Consider the following 18,840-nt stretch of genomic DNA (forward strand, 5'->3'; position numbering starts at 1 on the left):
AAATTATGATAAGTTATTAACAAGTTCAAAAGTAGAGGAGAGGAACAATGATATCGAATGATGCAATCAGACGAAATATGGCTGTCTTCTCTATGAGTGTAGTAAGTAAGTTAACGGATTTAACGCCAAGGCAAATACGTTACTATGAAACACATGAACTCATCAAACCTGAAAGAACAGAAGGTCAAAAACGTCTGTTCTCACTCAATGATTTGGAAAGATTACTAGAAATTAAATCATTATTAGAAAAAGGATTTAATATCAAAGGGATTAAACAAATCATTTATGACTCACAAGAGCATTTAACAACAGATGAACAAGAGATAAGAAAAAAGATGATTGTAGATGCCACGCAAAAGCCTATTGGAGAAACTTTGCCAATAAATCGTGGTGATTTATCCCGATTTATTAAATAAAATTTGGAGGATTTTAAAATGCCAAAACGTACTTTCACTAAAGACGACATTCGTAAATTTGCAGAAGAGGAAAATGTAAGATATTTAAGATTACAATTCACTGATATTTTAGGAACAATTAAAAATGTTGAAGTGCCTGTAAGCCAATTAGAAAAAGTACTTGATAACGAAATGATGTTTGACGGTTCTTCTATCGAAGGTTTCGTACGTATCGAAGAATCAGATATGTACTTACATCCAGATTTAGATACTTGGGTAATCTTCCCATGGACTGCTGGACAAGGTAAAGTTGCACGTTTAATTTGTGATGTATATAAAACAGATGGAACACCATTTGAAGGGGATCCTCGTGCAAACTTAAAACGTGTATTAAAAGAAATGGAAGATTTAGGCTTCACAGACTTTAACCTAGGACCTGAACCAGAATTCTTCTTGTTTAAGTTGGATGAAAAAGGGGAACCAACTTTAGAACTTAATGATGATGGTGGATATTTCGATTTAGCACCTACAGATTTAGGTGAAAACTGTCGTCGTGATATTGTTTTAGAATTAGAGGATATGGGCTTCGATATTGAAGCTAGTCACCATGAAGTTGCCCCTGGTCAACATGAAATTGACTTTAAATATGCAGATGCTGTTACAGCATGTGATAATATCCAAACATTTAAATTGGTTGTTAAAACAATCGCACGTAAACATAATTTACACGCAACATTTATGCCTAAACCATTATTCGGTGTGAATGGTAGCGGTATGCACTTTAACGTTTCATTATTCAAAGGTAAAGAAAATGCATTCTTTGATCCAAATACTGAAATGGGCTTAACGGAAACTGCATATCAATTTACAGCAGGTGTGCTTAAAAATGCACGCGGATTTACTGCTGTATGTAACCCGTTAGTAAACTCATATAAACGTTTAGTACCTGGTTATGAAGCACCATGTTATATTGCATGGAGTGGTAAAAACCGTTCACCATTAATCCGTGTACCATCTTCAAGAGGATTATCTACTCGTATCGAAGTACGTTCAGTAGATCCAGCTGCAAACCCATACATGGCGTTAGCTGCAATCTTAGAAGCTGGACTAGATGGTATTAAAAATAAATTAAAAGTTCCAGAACCAGTTAACCAAAATATTTACGAAATGAACCGTGAAGAACGTGAAGCAGTAGGCATTCAAGACTTACCTTCAACACTTTATACTGCATTAAAAGCAATGCGTGAAAATGAAGTTATTAAAAAAGCTTTAGGAAATCATATCTATAATCAATTTATTAATTCAAAATCAATTGAATGGGATTACTACAGAACTCAAGTCTCTGAATGGGAAAGAGATCAGTACATGAAGCAATATTAATACGCTAAACAATGATGGGAAATCAGTAATATCAAGGGCTAGAGCATTTTGCTTTAGCTCTTTTTTGATTTGGAAAGATGGGATTTCACTTGACCACTTTTGTTAAAAAATGGATTTGGTCAAGTTTTGGTCAAGTAAATGTTTTATGTATTTATTTTTTTAAAGCTGGGGAAGACCATTTTATATTTTAGTTCACATGAATTTTAATATATTTGGAGGTGATGAGATGAGGCGATAAAAGAACGTCGCGAAAACGTTGAGTATTACTTGAAAATAGCCATATTCATATTACTTCTCATCGAATTCATTTGCAGAACGTTCTAAGGTAAGACCCCGAAAAGAGGGACCTTACTACGCATTATTAAGGGGGTAATACTATATGAAAAGAGAAACAAAACAAAAAATATCTTTTTGTTTATCGATCGGTATTTTCATTTTAGTTATACTACTATTGATATTCTAAAAAATTAAAAATTTCGCCTCATCTAATTTATGAATTGCTATGATGAAATATTCAATACAATCAAAGAATTGATAGAAAACAAAGAGATATCGAGTTATCAAATTAATAAAGATACTGGGATAAGTTACGGTAATATTAATGCTATGCGCCGTAGAGAAAGAAGAATAGAAAATTTAAGCTTAAAGAATGCAAAGATCTTATATGAATATGCGAAAAAGGTATTGTAATATAAGCATTGAGTTCAATAGGCATACAATAACTGCCCAAACTAGTGACTGAGTGGGTGCTTTTATAGTATTAAAAGTTTTCTAAAAGTGAAAGAAATCATGTTTAGTGATTTACTTATGTTTTTCAAAATAGTATAATAATTTTATATAATATATAGAGCTTCAGTATACCTTTTGAGTATATATGGAGTTCTTTCTTTTTATACAAGATGTATATGTATAAATGGAAATATTTAATACATTACATAAAAACCTTTAGGTGCACTTAGAGGGATGTTAATCATAAAAAAAGAGATTTTGAAAAATATAGGCTATTATACTTTAGAATTACAAATTATAAATCTTGCCAGTGGATATGGGAGTTCAACATGTCACTTACCCCAATTTGTGGAATGTTAAATAACTATAAAGAGGAAAGGAGAAAAAATGATAAGAATGGTTAAAGAAAAAGAACGAATAGCAAAATTAAATTTCGAATAGCTGTGACGAGCTTAATAATTCAAGTACTTAATTTTATCAAATCGTTCTTTTAAAAAGGTAAAGGGCAAAAGACCTTTACCACATTAAATAGGGAGGTGGTATTTATGACAAGAGAATTAAGGAAAAAATTAACTCTCTATCTTAACATTGCAACTTTAATATTATTTATTATTAATTTAACTAGAAAAAAATAAATTATTCTTTCATTTTGACAAAAATTATGAACCAGTTTAAAGAAATTTATAATACAATAGAAAAATTACTAAATGATAAATCAATATCTAATTATAGAATTAATCAAGACACTGATGTTTCTTATGGTGGTATAAGTGAATTAAGAAGCGGGAAAAGAAAAGTGAATAATTTAACTTTAGAAACAGCGGAAAAACTCTATAATTACCAAAAACAATTAGAAATAATGATTGAAGATTAAAATAAGGCCATATTTTTGAAATATCATGGAGTGAGCCTTTTAAGTCATCTAATTTTAAAGTATATTAAATATGGATAACTTAATGTGAATATAAATAAAAAATTATCAAATAATATAATATAGAATAGATGGAGACAAGAAATTTTATCAATATATAAAAAAAACGCCAATACTATTAGGTATTAGTTTATGAATTAACTAGTTTGGCAACTAGAAAAAAACAATGTATTGCTAAACGTAGTTACTGCATTAGGATTATTATAATTATAAATAGAAAGAGAGTGTGATTAATAATGAATGAGATTGAAACTATTATAAGTGAAATAGAAAAGTTATTAACTAACAATACACCATATAGTATTTCAAAAAACTCAGGTGTACCACGTCAAACAGTTACTGATTTAAAGGTAGGTAAAACTAAAATAAAAGAAGCTAAATTTAAAACGATAATCAAGTTATATGAATATCAAAGAACATTAGAAAATAAAACAGAATGTTAACAAAAATATTTTGTTAGGTTAGGTGGACAAGAAATTAAATTTCTAATGATTTCATGGTTGTCTGTCCACGTTTTGTCCACCTCAATAAGATAATCTCTTAGTTTTAGAAATTGTACATGGTTAAATAATCAAAAATGCATATTATGAAATTATCATTGCCATTAAATCTTGAATGATCTTTAAGCGATGATATAAAAGGCTGAACACAGTAAATAAGTTAACTTTAATGCAGTATTCTATACTATACATATTTTGTAATAATGTTTATGCACATAATTTTTCATTGACAATTTTTTATATTAAATTGTGTAATTGGCATATATGATGATTTGTGATAATTATATTGTAATATAGCATTTGGTTTTATGATTCTAAAATTAATAGATTTGAAAAGTATACTTTATTTCATGAAAGTTTTTGGTACATTTATTTGAAAATGTTTTTATTACAAAGTTACATGGCTAAATGTTTCTTAACAAAATTAATTTTTCGAGTGTAAAGAATCGTGTGGTAAACATAATTTATATAGATTATAAGGAGGTGAAAATGGTCGAGGAAGTTAAAACGATAAAATAGTTTGAATGTTTTGATTTCAATTCTGGTAGGACTATTGAATTTGCAATCTAATAAGAATGTGAGGTTTGATTTAATATGAAGTCATATTCTTTGAATAAAATATTACTTTCTCACCATTAGTAAAATGAAGATGACTATTAAAGTGCGAAAAACAAATAAAAAAGAGAAAATAGAATTTTTAATAGGGACGTTTATAATTATTTTAGTAATATTAGGGTTCAAAATTATGAAATAAATGTATAGTATTTGAGAAGTCTATATGACTCCGGAAAAATTAAATTCTAAAGATATCTCAATATCTCAAATTTAATAGACTACTGGAGTTAGTAGTTTGAATATTGAAAGACACTAATCTAATAAAAATACATAAAAGGTTAAACTTTAGAAGTGGCTGTAAACTTCAATGAATACTAAACATTGAAGTTTTGTAAAAGGCGTAAGGTATACAAGACAAATCGTTTATCTTTGACAAAGTAATTGATGATGAAAAGTCGTTAATATGTAGAAACAAAAATTGAAAATATAAAATTTAACTATTATGAAGTGATGATAGCCATTAATGAATAGAAAAATAATAAAATCATTTATAGATAAAAAATACGTTAAGTTCACAGAATTTCGAAAAAAAGCAGAAAACATTGTACAGATATGGAGATGAAAAAATGTCAGAATACAAGAAAAAAATAATTGAATTAATTGAAAGTAATTTAACAGGATATGAAATTTCTAAAAAAACTGGAGTTTCTCAATACGTACTTTCACAATTAAGACAGGGCAAACGCGAAGTAGATAATCTAACCCTGAATACAACAGAAAAATTATATGAATATGCCAATAAAGTTTTGTAATTTAACTAATGTATAAATTAATCAAGCTATGTTTATTTGATTTAACTATTAATAAAAATCATATGGTGAATGGATATTATAATAATTAAAATACAAAAATAGTAGATTCCAATTTGTGAAAAAGGAGTATGTCGTTTCATTTAGAATTTATTGCACGAAATTAGCATCGAATAAGGGAAAATAAGTGTTAAGTTTTAAATGATAAAAAAGATTGGAATGGATCGTCTTGAAATGCTCCCTTCAAAGTTTTCATTTTTTCAATGTCGACTTCGAAGGGGGCATTTTCATTAAATTGTTATAGCTTTTTATATTTGTATAATGAACATATAAGTTTAAGAAGGTGCGAGTGAAGGAAATAAAAAAGCTCAAATGTACCAAATTGTTAATCTTAATAAATCTCTACTTTATAAAGATTGAATGGACATTCGAGCGTTAATCAGTCAGGAGGGACTTTCCCTCCTACAATTTAATAATAATACTTGCTTCACCACTATACAAGGAGTGAGTTGTTATGTTCAAAGTGAATTATTCGATTTTAAGTTATTATCCAGAATATAATATCGCAGTAAGTTGGCAACGTTTAAGAGAAGGAAAAACAATAAAAAACAAGATTTAATACTGCTGCGTCATGAGGCGCTTGAACATTATTTGATGAATAAGTATAATTTCAACTATGATTATGCACATAAAATTGTATCAAAAAAATACGATTATTCAATTTTTATAAAAAAGAAGGTGGATTAAATGCTTACATTAATAAAATTGAAAGAAGATGAACAGGTTATAATATATGAATATATACCTGAAGATGATATAAGTAACGGTAAAGGTTCAGTAACTTTTAATAAAAAAGATGCAGAGGTTATAGATTTCTCATTATCTGAAATAGAAAATGAAGAATATTTTATGTTATATCGTAATAAGTCTTTTTCTGTAGTAAGAGACTTTATCGAGAAGCAAGAATTTCCCGAAAATTATAAAATAGCATGGTATTAAAGCATCCTTTCTACACAGATAAAGAGAAAGCGATGCTATTTTTATATGCTTTTTTCATTATTCGTTGAAAAAGAAGAGTCACAAAAGTTAACATATTTAAAAGAACTTGGTGAAGATGGCGAATATAAATATGTTGCCAAAATAGATAGTAAAACATCTAAATTATGTCATTCACTCAACGGAAAAATATTTAAAGTTAAAGATATGATACCAGGTGTGAATGCGCCACCTATGCATCCTTGGTGTAGAAGTACCACAGTGCCACATGTCGGCAATTGGCGAGACAAGTTCTTTAAAGAGCGTGAAGGTAAATATCAAGTAGAAGGTTGTTTTATTGAATCAGGTGCACTTAATAATAAAAGTGATGAATACGGTATCAAAAGGAACAGACATGCTCAAATTTATTATAATTCAGTTAGAAATCGAGATAAACAGATAGAGATTTCTAAAATTGCTAAAAATACTAATATAAATAAAAATTTAATTCAAAGAGTTTATGAACATATATTTGAAAATAAGTATTTATTAGAAAGTGGATTTAAACAATTTGATCCTGACTTTTATATGGCTCAAAGTTGGCAACGTTTAAGAGAAGGGAAAAATATTAAAAAAATGGATATAATAATGTAGAAACATGAAGCTCTTGAACACTATCTAATGAATAAGTATAATTTACACTATATAGAGGCACATAAACTTACAGAAATAAAATATAATTATAGTATTTTAATTAATTAGAGGTGGAAATGATTGCTAATATTAAAAATAAAAGAAATTAATGATAAAAGTGTTACATATAAATATTTTCCTAATAATGATGAAAATATTAAGCCTGGTATTATTCAAATGGATATAGATAGTCTTGAAGTTATCAATGCTGAAAAATCTAGTTTAGAAAAAAATACAAGAGATAATTATTTTATTCATGCCATAGACAGAATATACATAAATACTAGTAAAGGGCTATTTCCTGAATCTGAACTCGTAGCATGGGGATAAAGAAAGTTTACTTTAAAAATTTTAACCTTCAAATGTGAAGGTTATTTTTTATTGTCCAAAACGTGCTGATGACATTTTAAAAGCAAGTATGGAATATCAGTCGACAGACTATAAACGGAGGTATATCTCATGGAAAACAATGATAGCAATGAAGTAGCTTATTTGTTAAAAGATGGTAAATTTACAAAAGTATATGTCAATCAAGATAGTGTATCTTTTGTGCCAGGGTAACAAGCAACCGAATTATTATTTAACAGTAAACCGAATTCAATTGTTATGTTACATAACCATCCTGGACAGTCAGGATTTTCAGAATATGATTTATTTACATTTTTTAAGCATCCATCAATAAAATCAATGACAATCGTTACTAATAAGGGACAAGTAAAATTTATTACCAAGTCAAATAGGTTTCATGGTAAAATAGTGAGTAAATTTTGTGCTAAATATTTTACGCATATTAATATCATTAATGATAGCCATATTGAAAAATTATTGAAAAAACTTTATAGTATAAATATGATTAAATATAAAGTGAGATGATTTTAATTATGTTAGATTCACAATTAGATGGAAATGTAACTGCAAAAGAATTGAGTGAATCTTTTAAAGAATTAGTTGAAGAATTTGAAAGTATAGAAAAAGCGAAAAAGAATTCAAATTCAAAAGATAAATAGCATCCTTTTTAGACAGATAAAGAGAAAGTGGTGCTATTTTTATACGCTTTTTTAACTATTTACTGAAAATGCAGAAGCACAAAAGTTAACATATTTAAAAGAACTTGGTGAAGATGGCGAATATAAATATGTTGCCAAAATAGATAGTAAAACATCTAAATTATGTCATTCACTTAACGGAAAAATATTTAAAGTTAAAGATATGATACCAGGTGTGAATGCGCCACCTATGCATCCTTGGTGTAGAAGTACCACAGTGCCACATGTTGGCAATTGGCGGGACAAGTTCTTTAAAGAGCGTGAAGGTAAATATCAAGTAGAAGTAAAAGAAGCATAATTACAGGAAAAAGCTAAAAACCAGATGAAAGAAATGATTAAAAATGGTAAAATAAAAATAGAAATAAATTGCGGAAAATAAAATAGATATATGTTAGGTCATCACCTATATAATGAAAATAAAAAAAGAGCCATTTTAAATAATAAGAAATTGCCTAGCTATACAATACTTTCTATAGATTTATTGAATGAATTGTTAAGAGAAAAAATGTCAACAGGCAATCTAATATTAAGTGATGAGCGATTTGATTTGAAAGAGATTATTAATTTTAATCAAATTATTGGAAAAATACATATCGAAAATGTGTATATTGAAACCAGAAAGGGAAAAGTGCATTATTCGAAGACAGGTGCTCATATAGTACCTTATATTGATAAGTAGGTGAAAAGTATTGAGAATTGAAGATGCATATCGTAAAGATGTTATTATCACGCTTTTGAATAATGAAGAATACGAAGGGTTTGTAACTGACTATGAAAATGAATTCGAGAGCGAAACAGGAAATCTTGTTGTAGATATACAGACTGATTTTGCTGTTTATTCGTTTGATGAAACTGAGATAAAAAGTATTAGATTATTAAAATAATTACAAAATAGCATCCTTTCTACAAAAAGCTAAAAAAGAAATGCTTGAAATGATAAGTAATGGTAAAATGACGATGAAATTGAATAATGTTAAGCAAAAGCGTCATATTTTATGCACAAATGAATATAATAATAAGAAAAATAATTCATCTTTATTACCAAGTTATACTATAATAGATTCTAATGAAAGTGAAAAGATGACTAAAAAAGAATTTATTGATATTCCAGTTTTGTTTGATGATGAAGGGAATTTTAGAATAAAACAAGTTATAGATTATAAAAAGATAATAGGTAAATCTTATGTGAATGGTAAATATATTGAAACGAAATTAGGTAAGGTTCATTATTCTAAAACTGGTTTTCATGTAGTTCCGTATATTAAAAAGGAGTGATTAAATATGAATTTACAGTCATACATAGGCAAATTAGTCAAATTAACGCTTACTAATAATAAAATATTAATTGGAAAAGTGATAGACTTTGATGATAAAGTTGATAATTTTGATGGTTATAATTCGATAGAAATTGATACAGGTAGAATTACATATGATATATCAGAAAATAAAATTAAAACTATTGTTTTACAATAATAGCATCCTTTCTACACAGATAAAGAGAAAGCGGTGCTATTTTTTGCGCTTTTATAACAACTAAGGATACAAGACACATAACTTCAACAATATCCTCATCTAAACCTATCGATTTCCTAAGCTCAATTTTAAACACAAAGTTTATTTGAAATGATGCACACCTATAAAAATCTTAATCATCGAAAAGTCACAAACATCTCCATATTAAAAACTTAAATAGTGCATTCCATTTAAACTAAACATCGATATTCCTACCAATATAGACTTAGTAATTCGATTGTTAATACATTACTTTCATAAAATAACTACAACCATCATAATACTTCTCAAATGTCGTCAAATTAAAGTAAATACAGCACAAATTAACATTTTTAAATATATAAAATAAAACAAGATACTCAATAATCTGTAGTACCTTGTTTTGGAATAATGTAATTTTATATCATCAACGGCTACAAATGAGCAGTTTCATATATAAATAAACACATCTACTCAACTGATCTTAATTAATTAATAAATGATTTACCAGATGACATATAACAGCATTATTAGATTAATTCTAATAGTTTATTTAAATTTTCTTCGGTTGTCGCCCAACTGGTTGCGAATCTAACAACACGATGTTGATCATCGTATTTTTCCCAAACAGCAAATTTAACTTTTTGTTCTAACTCTGCTATTTTCTCGTTACTTAAAATAAAAAATTGTTGATTGGTTGGAGAATCAAAGTAAAGACGATAGCCTTTATTTTTAAACCCGTCTTTCATCTTATTTGCCATTTCGATAGCATGTCTGCTTATATTAAAATATAAATTGTCCGTAAATAATTCTAAAAATTGTATGCCTGTTAACCGTCCTTTTGCTAAAAGGGCACCGTGATGCTTGATTCGAGTGGTAAATTGTTTCGGTTCATTATTTTTCGTAAAAACAATGGCTTCCCCGCATAATGCACCTATCTTCGTACCACCTATATAAAATACATCACAATATTTAGCGATGTCTTTAATAGTCATATCTGATTGGTCACTCATCAATCCATACCCTAATCGTGCACCATCCATAAATAATGGAAGCTGATATTGCTTACATACTTTGCATAACTCTTCCAATTCTGATTTAGAGTATAATGTGCCATATTCTGTAGGATGAGAAATATATACCATTCCTGGGAATACCATATGGTCCTTTTTAAAATCACTTTTAAATGTCTCCATGTAAGTTTCAACATCTGAAGCACTAACTTTTCCTTCCTTAGAGGGTATAGTAATTACTTTATGTCCACTATATTCAATTGCACCGCCCTCATGCACAGCAACATGACCAGTGTCTGCTGAAATGACCCCTTCGTAACTTTCTAACATTGAATTAATAACAACCTGATTGGTTTGTGTTCCACCTACTAAAAAACGAATTGTAGCATTTGGACAGTCAATTGTATCTTTAATCTTTTCAATTGCCTGAGCTGTGAATTGATCAAAGCCATATCCCGAAGCTTGTACAAGATTTGTATCTACTAATCGTTTTAATACTTTTTCATGAGCACCTTCTAAATAATCATTTTCGAATGAAATCACTACATTTCCCCCTAAAACTAATATCAACATTTTAATAAGATAAACCAATTTCAAAACTAGTTCGATATTTAAAATGTATTATGAATGGTTAAAGTTTGTATCGCATTATCGCGAAGTTGAATAAATATATTATACATCAAACAATACATTATGAAAATTAATTAATTTTTTATCACAGCGACTTTTCATGCTGGAACACATGTATTAATGATTGAATTTTACTGTTAAAAGTTCTATGATTTAGGAAATAGAGAAAAGAGGGGATTTAAATGGAACAAATTAAACTTAAAACTTTTACAGCTGAGACTTTAGAGTTATTAGAAAAAAACATTAATGCTTTTTTAAGTTCTGAAGAAGCTACAAATTTAAAATTAGTAAATATTACTATTAAAGAAATAGAAGAAAGAACATTCCCAAATAATGAAGAAGAATTCAATGCAATTTTAACTTTATCTGTGAATAAATAATATGACGTGAAAGGTGCAAAATGTTTTTTTGTGCCTTTCTTTATAGGAGAAAAGACTATGCGATTTACATTTTCAAACGATTTAGGAACGTTATTTACTATTATTTTAGCCATTGGATTCATCATTAATTTAGTATTGGCTTTTATTATTATCTTTTTAGAAAGAAATAGGCGTACAGCGAGTTCAACTTGGGCATGGCTATTTGTACTTTTTGTCTTACCATTGATTGGTTTTATTCTTTACTTGTTTTTTGGTAGAACCGTTTCGGCACGCAAATTGAATAAAAACAATGGTAACGTGTTAACGGATTTCGATGGACTTTTAAAACAACAAATAGAAAGCTTTGATAAAGGTAATTATGGTACTGATAACAAACAAGTTCAAAAACATCATGATTTAGTACGTATGCTTTTGATGGATCAAGATGGTTTTTTAACTGAAAATAATAAAGTTGATCATTTCATTGATGGAAATGATTTATATGATCAAGTTTTAAAAGATATTAAAAATGCAAAAGAATATATCCATTTAGAGTACTATACTTTCGCTTTAGATGGTTTAGGTAAAAGAATTTTACATGCTTTAGAAGAAAAATTGAAACAAGGTCTAGAAGTAAAAATATTATATGATGATGTTGGATCTAAAAATGTTAAGATGGCAAATTTTGATCATTTTAAATCGTTAGGTGGAGAAGTTGAAGCATTTTTTGCTTCAAAATTACCGTTATTGAATTTCAGAATGAATAATAGAAATCATAGAAAAATCATCGTAATCGATGGTCAACTAGGTTATGTCGGAGGATTTAACATTGGTGATGAATATCTAGGATTAGGAAAATTAGGATATTGGAGAGATACGCATTTACGTATACAAGGGGATGCGGTTGATGCACTGCAGTTGCGATTTATTTTAGACTGGAATTCGCAAGCGCACCGTCCACAATTTGAATATGATGTTAAGTATTTCCCTAAAAAGAACGGACCATTGGGCAATTCACCAATTCAAATAGCTGCAAGTGGCCCGGCTAGTGACTGGCATCAAATTGAATACGGTTATACAAAAATGATTATGAGTGCAAAGAAATCTGTATATTTACAATCACCATATTTCATTCCGGATAATTCATATATAAATGCCATTAAAATTGCTGCTAAATCAGGTGTAGATGTACATTTAATGATTCCATGTAAGCCAGATCATCCATTAGTATATTGGGCGACATTTTCAAATGCCTCTGACTTATTATCAAGTGGTGTTAAAATTTATACGTATGAAAATGGATTTATACATTCTAAAATGTGCTTAATTGATGATGAAATCGTATCAGTGGGCACAGCAAATATGGACTTTAGAAGTTTTGAATTAAATTTTGAAGTAAATGCCTTTGTATATGATGAAAATCTTGCTAAAGATTTAAGGGTGGCTTATGAACATGATATTACAAAATCAAAACAACTAACCAAAGAATCATATGCCAATAGACCGCTGTCTGTTAAATTCAAAGAATCGTTAGCAAAATTAGTTTCGCCAATTTTATAATTTATTTGTAAGGAGTCTCGATTATAGAGGCTCTTTTTATTTTGCCCAAAATTAAAATAACGATAAATATATTATGTAAATCTAATAATGACATTTGTCATTTCAAATCTATGACAAAGTGTTCTATTTTAAATCTAATAAATTTACTAATATTAAATTAAGAAAAAAATAGAGGTGATTAAATTGATTCAAATATCTAATATCAACAAGTCATTTAATAAAAGATGTGTTCTAAAAAATATTTCGTTCGATATTGAACAAGGTAAATGTATCGCTTTAATTGGAAAAAATGGTGCTGGAAAGTCAACGTTAATTGATATATTAATTGGTAATGTTAATGCTAATTCTGGTGAGATATTTGATAAAGACAAGTTATTACAAAGTGAAAATCGCAGTATAATGTTCCAAAAAACGATGTTTCCAGATCAATTAAAAGTTATTGAGATTATCAACTTATATCAATCATTTTACGAAAATCCATTACCATTGGAAGAAATAATAGAACTGACGAAATTTGATTCTAGTCAACTGAACCAATTTGTAAATAAACTTTCTGGTGGTCAACAACGATTACTCGATTTTGTATTATCTTTAATCGGACAACCACAATTGATCTTATTAGATGAACCAACATCGACTATGGATATAGAAATTAGAGAATATTTTTGGTCAATTATTGAAAATTTAAAAGAAGATAATCGAACGATACTCTATACATCGCACTATATTGAAGAAGTCGAACGTATGTCAGACAAAATTATTCTCATTGAAAATGGAGAAATAATACTTAATGATTCAACGTCACATATTAGAACCAATCAGCAATCTCAGATTACGTTATCCGATGAATATATAAGAAAGTTAAAACTAGATAAAGATGATTTAGTTATTCAAAAAAATCATAATGGCACTATCAAAATTATTACTTCAAATGTAAATGATACGATTTTATATCTTCAACAACTTCATATTAATTTGGATGATATTGAAATACAAAAAGTCTCAATTGTTGATTCATACTTCAACAATAAAAAGCAAAGGGGATCTAATTATGATACTAAGTTACTTGAAAATCGAATTTAAAGTTATAATGCGTAAAAAAACAACATTAATATTATCTATTTTATTTCCTGTTATATTCTATATATTATTTACTTCGATATTGGAATTGCCGGAAGATGTTAAACCTAAATTTTATAAAGAGTATATGTATAGTATGACGGTTTATAGTTTGTTAAGTTTTAGTTTACTAACTTTTCCATTAGATATTATTAATGAAAAACAAAATGAATGGCGCCAAAGATTAATGGTAACACCATTTACTTTTACTAGTTATTATATTTCAAAAGTAGTGAAAACTATGCTGCAATTTGCAATAGCGATATTAGTTATTTTTATGGTTGGACATTTTTATAAAGGTGTTGCAATGAGTGCAGTTCAATGGTTAGAGTCAGGAATATTTTTATGGTTAGGTGCGTCTCTATTAATAACTTTTGGCATATTATTTTCTTTGTTAAATGATATTCAAAAAACAAGTGCTTTAGCTAATATCGTAACAATTGGTTTAGCAGTATTAGGTGGATTGTGGTTTCCGATAAACACATTTCCAAATTGGCTTCAACATGTTGCTCATGTTTTACCGAGCTATCATTTGCGTAAACTAGGTGTAGATATTGCTTCAAATCATCATATCAATTTAATATCATTTGCTATAATACTCTTGTATGCTTTAGGGAGTATAATAGCAGTATATTGTATTAGTCATTTTAAAAGGGCGGAATAAAATATGAAATTTTTAAAAGATACTTCAATTGCTGAAATATCGTCTATACTTTATCTGATTTTTCCTATTGCCGGTATATTTTTTAATGAAGTATATGGTCCCAAATGGTTGTATATTATATCAGTCATTGTCTTTTCGTTGTCGTATCTTATATTAGTTATAGTAAATAATAGACTTAATACATTAATGTTTTACATTTTGTTGATTATTCATTATTTTATTATTTGTTATTTTGTTTTCAGTGTACATCCAATGCTAAGTTTGTTTTTCTTTTATAGTGCTTTTGCCGTTCCATTTACTTTTAAAAATAATGTTAAAAAAACGGCAACTAATCTTTTCATACTAACAATGATTATATGTACAATAATAACGTACTTATTGTATAACAACTATTTTGTTGCAATGATGGTTTATTATGTCGTTATATCGTTAATAATGCTAGATAATTTTAAAAAAATGAAAAACCGTGAATATCAAAAAGAAATAGCAGAAAAAAATAGACATATTAATACATTAATTGCTGAACAAGAGCGACATAGAATTGGTCAAGACTTACATGATACGTTAGGGCATGTGTTTGCAAGTTTATCATTAAAATCAGAATTAGCTTATAAACTAATAGATGCTGATGTAGAAAAAGTAAAAGCTGAATTATTAGCAATTAATAAATTATCTCGTGAATCATTGAACAAAGTTCGAGAAATTATTGATGATGTAAAATTACCATCATTTATTGAAGAGATTGATAGTATACGTAAAGTTTTAAAAGATGCTGATATTGATTTTACATTTGAAAATAAAGAATTAGCGCAAGTATTAAGTCCTACTAAACAATCTATGTTAGTTATGATTACGCGTGAAGCGATAAATAATGTTATTAAACATGCAAATGCTTCAAAAGTTCATGGTAAATTAAAAACTGTAAACAATCATAAATTACTGCTTATGATTGAAGATGATGGCAAAGGTATCGATAGTGATTGTGAGGTGAAAAGTATTTCACAGCGTGTACAACATTTAAATGGAACTTTAGCAGTCGACTCAACAAATGGAACTAAAATAATCATTGAAATCTCAACAGGAGGAATAGCATGACATCTTTAATTATTGCAGAAGATCAAAATATGTTACGACAGGCAATGGTTCAATTAATTAAACTACATGGTGATTTTGAAATTTTAGCAGATACTGATAATGGTCTCGATGCAATGAAACTTATTGAAGAATATAATCCTAACGTTGTTATTTTAGATATAGAAATGCCAGGCATGACTGGACTTGAAGTTTTAGCGGAAATTAGAAAAAAGCATTTGAATATTAAAGTGATTATTGTAACAACTTTTAAAAGACCGGGATACTTTGAAAAAGCAGTTGTGAATGATGTGGATGCATATGTTTTAAAAGAACGTTCTATAGAAGAATTGGTGGAAACCATTAATAAAGTAAATAACGGAGAGAAAGAATATAGCGCCACATTGATGACTTCATTTTTTGTAGATAAAAACCCATTAACGCCCAAAGAACAAATTGTATTAAGGGAAATTGGCAATGGTTTAAGTAGTAAAGAAATAAGTGAAAAATTATTTTTGACAGATGGAACAGTTAGAAATTATACATCTGTTATAATTGATAAATTATTTGCAGATAATCGTTTTGATGCTTGGAAAAAGGCAAATGAAAAAGGCTGGATCTAAATACAAACAAAAAAGTATTGAGTGTTTTGATTTAAGAGACTTGGAAAGTGAGTCAATAATCAAAATCTTACTCAATACTTTTATTTTGGTACTCGCAATTTAGATTTGTTAACTAATTTTTTCGCTTATTATAAAACGAAACAATCAAGTAAACGATAAAGCCTACAAAGATACCCAATAAAATAGATAGTACTGCCGTCACTATTAATGGTAATTTGAAAAATATTTGTAGGAAAATACCAATGATAATTGCGATAATTACTGCAATTAATGTGACTGTATTTTCATTTGAAATGTTCATTTATTTTCACTCCTTAACAATAACATTATATCATGCTATAGCTTTCCAAAATATTGAAATATGTAGATATGGCTATTGACGATATTTCTTAACTTTTATATGATTAATCGGAATGAAAAAAGAGAAGTAGGTGGCAATATGAAGTCAAATAAATCGCTTGCTATGATTGTGGTAGCCATCATTATTGTAGGTGTATTAGCATTTCAATTTATGAATCATACGGGTCCTTTCAAAAAGGGGACGAATCATGAAACTGTACAAGATTTAAATGGTAAAGATAAAGTACATGTTCAAAGAGTTGTGGATGGTGATACATTTATTGCAAATCAAAATGGTAAAGAAATTAAAGTTAGGCTTATAGGGGTTGATACGCCAGAAACGGTGAAACCGAATACGCCTGTACAACCATTTGGCAAAGAAGCATCAAATTATAGTAAGAAGACATTAACAAATCAAGATGTTTATTTAGAATATGATAAAGAAAAACAAGATCGCTATGGTAGAACATTGGCGTATGTATGGATAAGTAAAGATCGTATGTACAATAAGGAATTAGTGGAAAAGGGACTTGCTAGAGAGAAGTATTTTTCACCAAATGGCAAATATAGAAATGTATTTATAGAAGCACAAAATAAAGCTAAACAACAGAAATTAAATATTTGGAGTAAATAATTAAATAGGTGATTATATATATTAAAGTAAAATATACTTGAAGCATCGATTTATTATTACCATAAATTTATATATAGAAATAATTTAAAGGCATAATAACCATAGTGCGTATCGAGCGTAATGGATTATTATGCCTTTGATTTTACTTGAATATAGCTGTGATTTGATCAACCTGTTCTTTATTTAAAGGGTGTTTAGATAGCTCTATGGCTTCGCTAATAATACGTCGTAACGAAGATTTTGTTGAAACTGTATCAACATATTTATCTCTTTCTTCAGAACCTTGAATGATATTAACTGTACCATCACTAAAGTAAATAACACCGGTACTTTGGACTTTAAAGTTAAAGTTTTGTTCAATATGATCCTTTAATGCTTTCGCATTATTTGCTGCTAATTGATACGGATCATAATCATAAAAATCATAAATAACACGATTTGGTTGAACTGTTTCTGTAAAAGTATAGATAGACTTTCTTGATGAATTAAACTGATCATGATATTGCTGGCTAATGTAATGACCGACAACTTTTTCAATATTACTATTGCTTATTTCTGTATCATGCTCATCAGGTACATCAAAGTGATAAAATGTTTTTTCACCCCAGCTTTTTACATCAACGTTTATTAAACCGATATCTGAAACAATGATAAAATCAAATGAACGTGCATACTCGAAAAACGGATGTTTAGTAGCTAAATTGCTTGTAACGATAATATCGTAATATTTTAATTTACCATTTTCGAGATAGCTATCTAAAATCTTGCGTAATTCTCTTTTAGCATTTTTGTATGCATGGTGGCCAACATCATTATTAGAACTCAGCATTTGACTTCTTAATTCAGCATTTTCTGCACTTAATGCTTTGTTCTTTTTAATAAGTTGCTTTCTTGCATAAACTTCGGTATCTATTTTACTATTACTATACCTTTGATTTAAAACTAATATACCAATTAATGCTACAATGATAATGATAAGTACAACATAAAAAGACATTTTTTCACCAATCCTTTTTGACTTCTTTAACTTTGTATACAATAATAATTAATAAAGATTAATTGTTATTCAATTTCCCACATTTTTATTAGTTGATTTTAGTTCATCATTGTTATAATCAAATTATAAACTGACAGATATTGATGTTCAATGAATATGACGTGAAAGATTCGTGAATTCAAGTTTATGTCGAATTTATGTTATAACGGTCATTTAAATGACAGAATTAGGTCACTCATAGTATTTTGAAGATTGAATTCATTAATTTTAAAATGTATAATGATATTTGTGAAAGCGCTTGCTTAGGAGGTGTATTTGAGAGTGAAT

General features: G+C 28.2%; 25 protein-coding genes and 2 pseudogenes. 24 read left to right on the top strand and 3 right to left on the bottom strand.

Annotated elements, in window-relative coordinates; all coding sequences use genetic code 11:
• Positions 1–47: 47 nt before the first annotated feature.
• The 17 genes and pseudogenes from JG553_RS03645 to JG553_RS03735 all read left to right on the top strand — a co-directional run bounded on the left by JG553_RS03645 (position 48) and on the right by JG553_RS03735 (position 9,486).
• Entirely contained in the window at positions 48–416 is a 369-nt protein-coding gene (locus JG553_RS03645) for a MerR family transcriptional regulator (RefSeq protein ID WP_000624945.1), read from the top strand.
• Between the two features lie 18 nt (positions 417–434).
• Positions 435–1,775 (top strand): type I glutamate--ammonia ligase, encoded by a 1,341-nt coding sequence (glnA, locus tag JG553_RS03650; protein ID WP_001126603.1) that lies wholly within the window; start codon positions 435–437, stop codon positions 1,773–1,775.
• Between the two features lie 492 nt (positions 1,776–2,267).
• Complete coding sequence (locus JG553_RS03655; protein ID WP_001789891.1) at positions 2,268–2,465, top strand: hypothetical protein; 198 nt, start codon at positions 2,268–2,270, stop codon at positions 2,463–2,465.
• 688 nt (positions 2,466–3,153) lie between these two features.
• Positions 3,154–3,378 (top strand): hypothetical protein, encoded by a 225-nt coding sequence (locus JG553_RS03660; protein ID WP_001789892.1) that lies wholly within the window; start codon positions 3,154–3,156, stop codon positions 3,376–3,378.
• 293 nt (positions 3,379–3,671) lie between these two features.
• Entirely contained in the window at positions 3,672–3,878 is a 207-nt protein-coding gene (locus tag JG553_RS03665; RefSeq protein ID WP_001002340.1) for a hypothetical protein, read from the top strand.
• Positions 3,879–4,578: 700 nt separating this feature from the next.
• Positions 4,579–4,689: a hypothetical protein gene (locus JG553_RS03670; RefSeq protein ID WP_001788716.1), complete on the top strand. Its 111-nt coding sequence runs from the start codon at positions 4,579–4,581 to the stop codon at positions 4,687–4,689.
• A 427-nt stretch (positions 4,690–5,116) separates the two neighbouring features.
• Complete coding sequence (locus JG553_RS03675; RefSeq protein WP_000006110.1) at positions 5,117–5,302, top strand: hypothetical protein; 186 nt, start codon at positions 5,117–5,119, stop codon at positions 5,300–5,302.
• Between the two features lie 511 nt (positions 5,303–5,813).
• The gene (locus JG553_RS03680; RefSeq protein ID WP_000477492.1) at positions 5,814–5,918 is read left to right on the top strand and encodes a hypothetical protein; all 105 of its coding nucleotides are present in this window, start codon (positions 5,814–5,816) and stop codon (positions 5,916–5,918) included.
• Positions 5,919–6,046: 128 nt separating this feature from the next.
• The gene (locus JG553_RS03685; RefSeq protein ID WP_000956747.1) at positions 6,047–6,298 is read left to right on the top strand and encodes a hypothetical protein; all 252 of its coding nucleotides are present in this window, start codon (positions 6,047–6,049) and stop codon (positions 6,296–6,298) included.
• A gap of 75 nt (positions 6,299–6,373) precedes the next feature.
• Positions 6,374–6,623, top strand: a pseudogene (locus JG553_RS13315) (minor capsid protein); the annotation flags it as partial.
• A 425-nt stretch (positions 6,624–7,048) separates the two neighbouring features.
• Positions 7,049–7,297 carry a hypothetical protein gene (locus JG553_RS03695; protein WP_000906224.1) on the top strand — a complete coding sequence of 83 codons (249 nt, stop codon included), beginning with the start codon at positions 7,049–7,051 and terminating at the stop codon, positions 7,295–7,297.
• A gap of 34 nt (positions 7,298–7,331) precedes the next feature.
• Positions 7,332–7,454: a hypothetical protein gene (locus tag JG553_RS03700; protein ID WP_001790531.1), complete on the top strand. Its 123-nt coding sequence runs from the start codon at positions 7,332–7,334 to the stop codon at positions 7,452–7,454.
• Positions 7,455–7,836: 382 nt separating this feature from the next.
• Positions 7,837–7,974: a hypothetical protein gene (locus JG553_RS03710; RefSeq protein ID WP_000600812.1), complete on the top strand. Its 138-nt coding sequence runs from the start codon at positions 7,837–7,839 to the stop codon at positions 7,972–7,974.
• A 70-nt stretch (positions 7,975–8,044) separates the two neighbouring features.
• Positions 8,045–8,692, top strand: a pseudogene (locus tag JG553_RS13320) (minor capsid protein); the annotation flags it as partial.
• A gap of 10 nt (positions 8,693–8,702) precedes the next feature.
• Positions 8,703–8,897, top strand: coding sequence for a hypothetical protein (locus JG553_RS03725; RefSeq protein WP_001217295.1), 195 nt, complete (start codon positions 8,703–8,705; stop codon positions 8,895–8,897).
• Positions 8,898–8,937: 40 nt separating this feature from the next.
• On the top strand, positions 8,938–9,288 hold the full coding sequence (locus JG553_RS03730) for a polymorphic toxin type 50 domain-containing protein (protein ID WP_000891995.1): 351 nt from the start codon (positions 8,938–8,940) through the stop codon (positions 9,286–9,288).
• A 6-nt stretch (positions 9,289–9,294) separates the two neighbouring features.
• On the top strand, positions 9,295–9,486 hold the full coding sequence (locus JG553_RS03735; protein WP_001053371.1) for a hypothetical protein: 192 nt from the start codon (positions 9,295–9,297) through the stop codon (positions 9,484–9,486).
• Between the two features lie 548 nt (positions 9,487–10,034).
• Here JG553_RS03735 and JG553_RS03740 read toward each other — a convergent pair.
• Positions 10,035–11,060: a threonine aldolase family protein gene (locus JG553_RS03740; RefSeq protein ID WP_000622700.1), complete on the bottom strand. Its 1,026-nt coding sequence runs from the start codon at positions 11,058–11,060 to the stop codon at positions 10,035–10,037.
• 269 nt (positions 11,061–11,329) lie between these two features.
• Between JG553_RS03740 and JG553_RS03745 the strand changes: the two genes are divergently transcribed.
• From JG553_RS03745 to JG553_RS03770, 6 genes are all read left to right on the top strand, one after another.
• Positions 11,330–11,527 (top strand): hypothetical protein, encoded by a 198-nt coding sequence (locus tag JG553_RS03745; RefSeq protein ID WP_000435068.1) that lies wholly within the window; start codon positions 11,330–11,332, stop codon positions 11,525–11,527.
• Positions 11,528–11,584: 57 nt separating this feature from the next.
• On the top strand, positions 11,585–13,066 hold the full coding sequence (cls, locus tag JG553_RS03750) for a cardiolipin synthase (RefSeq protein WP_001212860.1): 1,482 nt from the start codon (positions 11,585–11,587) through the stop codon (positions 13,064–13,066).
• A gap of 174 nt (positions 13,067–13,240) precedes the next feature.
• Positions 13,241–14,149 carry an ABC transporter ATP-binding protein gene (locus tag JG553_RS03755; protein WP_000593436.1) on the top strand — a complete coding sequence of 303 codons (909 nt, stop codon included), beginning with the start codon at positions 13,241–13,243 and terminating at the stop codon, positions 14,147–14,149.
• Positions 14,118–14,849: an ABC transporter permease gene (locus JG553_RS03760; protein ID WP_000603968.1), complete on the top strand. Its 732-nt coding sequence runs from the start codon at positions 14,118–14,120 to the stop codon at positions 14,847–14,849. The genes JG553_RS03755 and JG553_RS03760 overlap by 32 nt, the downstream gene beginning before the upstream one ends.
• A gap of 3 nt (positions 14,850–14,852) precedes the next feature.
• Positions 14,853–15,944 (top strand): sensor histidine kinase, encoded by a 1,092-nt coding sequence (locus tag JG553_RS03765; RefSeq protein WP_000670300.1) that lies wholly within the window; start codon positions 14,853–14,855, stop codon positions 15,942–15,944.
• A complete protein-coding gene (locus tag JG553_RS03770) occupies positions 15,941–16,543 on the top strand; it encodes a response regulator (RefSeq protein ID WP_000202390.1) in 603 nt (200 codons plus the stop codon). Before JG553_RS03765 ends, JG553_RS03770 begins: the two co-directional genes overlap by 4 nt.
• A 112-nt stretch (positions 16,544–16,655) precedes the next feature.
• On the opposite strand, the gene JG553_RS03775 is transcribed toward JG553_RS03770, so the two are convergent.
• The gene (locus JG553_RS03775) at positions 16,656–16,844 is read right to left on the bottom strand and encodes a hypothetical protein (protein ID WP_001027143.1); all 189 of its coding nucleotides are present in this window, start codon (positions 16,842–16,844) and stop codon (positions 16,656–16,658) included.
• Positions 16,845–16,982: 138 nt separating this feature from the next.
• Here JG553_RS03775 and nucI point away from each other — a divergent pair, with 138 nt between their 5' ends.
• The gene (gene nucI, locus JG553_RS03780) at positions 16,983–17,516 is read left to right on the top strand and encodes a thermonuclease NucI (protein WP_000841351.1); all 534 of its coding nucleotides are present in this window, start codon (positions 16,983–16,985) and stop codon (positions 17,514–17,516) included.
• A gap of 142 nt (positions 17,517–17,658) precedes the next feature.
• On the opposite strand, the gene JG553_RS03785 is transcribed toward nucI, so the two are convergent.
• Complete coding sequence (locus JG553_RS03785; protein ID WP_000011823.1) at positions 17,659–18,513, bottom strand: hypothetical protein; 855 nt, start codon at positions 18,511–18,513, stop codon at positions 17,659–17,661.
• Positions 18,514–18,840: the final 327 nt, after the last annotated feature.

It is taken from the genome of Staphylococcus sp. T93 (assembly GCF_016743875.1).
Taxonomy (GTDB): domain Bacteria; phylum Bacillota; class Bacilli; order Staphylococcales; family Staphylococcaceae; genus Staphylococcus; species Staphylococcus aureus.

Excerpts from the sequence above, each read along its gene's own strand:
- JG553_RS03645 (WP_000624945.1), top strand. The coding sequence starts at position 48 with ATGATATCGAATGATGCAATCAGACGAAATATGGCTGTCTTCTCTATG.
- glnA (WP_001126603.1), top strand. The coding sequence starts at position 435 with ATGCCAAAACGTACTTTCACTAAAGACGACATTCGTAAATTTGCAGAA.
- JG553_RS03655 (WP_001789891.1), top strand. The coding sequence starts at position 2,268 with ATGAATTGCTATGATGAAATATTCAATACAATCAAAGAATTGATAGAA.
- JG553_RS03665 (WP_001002340.1), top strand. The coding sequence starts at position 3,672 with ATGAATGAGATTGAAACTATTATAAGTGAAATAGAAAAGTTATTAACT.
- JG553_RS03670 (WP_001788716.1), top strand. The coding sequence starts at position 4,579 with ATGAAGATGACTATTAAAGTGCGAAAAACAAATAAAAAAGAGAAAATA.
- JG553_RS03675 (WP_000006110.1), top strand. The coding sequence starts at position 5,117 with ATGTCAGAATACAAGAAAAAAATAATTGAATTAATTGAAAGTAATTTA.
- JG553_RS03680 (WP_000477492.1), top strand. The coding sequence starts at position 5,814 with ATGTTCAAAGTGAATTATTCGATTTTAAGTTATTATCCAGAATATAAT.
- JG553_RS03685 (WP_000956747.1), top strand. The coding sequence starts at position 6,047 with ATGCTTACATTAATAAAATTGAAAGAAGATGAACAGGTTATAATATAT.
- JG553_RS03710 (WP_000600812.1), top strand. The coding sequence starts at position 7,837 with ATGATTTTAATTATGTTAGATTCACAATTAGATGGAAATGTAACTGCA.
- JG553_RS03730 (WP_000891995.1), top strand. The coding sequence starts at position 8,938 with ATGCTTGAAATGATAAGTAATGGTAAAATGACGATGAAATTGAATAAT.
- JG553_RS03735 (WP_001053371.1), top strand. The coding sequence starts at position 9,295 with ATGAATTTACAGTCATACATAGGCAAATTAGTCAAATTAACGCTTACT.
- JG553_RS03745 (WP_000435068.1), top strand. The coding sequence starts at position 11,330 with ATGGAACAAATTAAACTTAAAACTTTTACAGCTGAGACTTTAGAGTTA.
- cls (WP_001212860.1), top strand. The coding sequence starts at position 11,585 with ATGCGATTTACATTTTCAAACGATTTAGGAACGTTATTTACTATTATT.
- JG553_RS03760 (WP_000603968.1), top strand. The coding sequence starts at position 14,118 with ATGATACTAAGTTACTTGAAAATCGAATTTAAAGTTATAATGCGTAAA.
- JG553_RS03765 (WP_000670300.1), top strand. The coding sequence starts at position 14,853 with ATGAAATTTTTAAAAGATACTTCAATTGCTGAAATATCGTCTATACTT.
- JG553_RS03770 (WP_000202390.1), top strand. The coding sequence starts at position 15,941 with ATGACATCTTTAATTATTGCAGAAGATCAAAATATGTTACGACAGGCA.
- JG553_RS03775 (WP_001027143.1), bottom strand. The coding sequence starts at position 16,844 with ATGAACATTTCAAATGAAAATACAGTCACATTAATTGCAGTAATTATC.
- nucI (WP_000841351.1), top strand. The coding sequence starts at position 16,983 with ATGAAGTCAAATAAATCGCTTGCTATGATTGTGGTAGCCATCATTATT.
- JG553_RS03785 (WP_000011823.1), bottom strand. The coding sequence starts at position 18,513 with ATGTCTTTTTATGTTGTACTTATCATTATCATTGTAGCATTAATTGGT.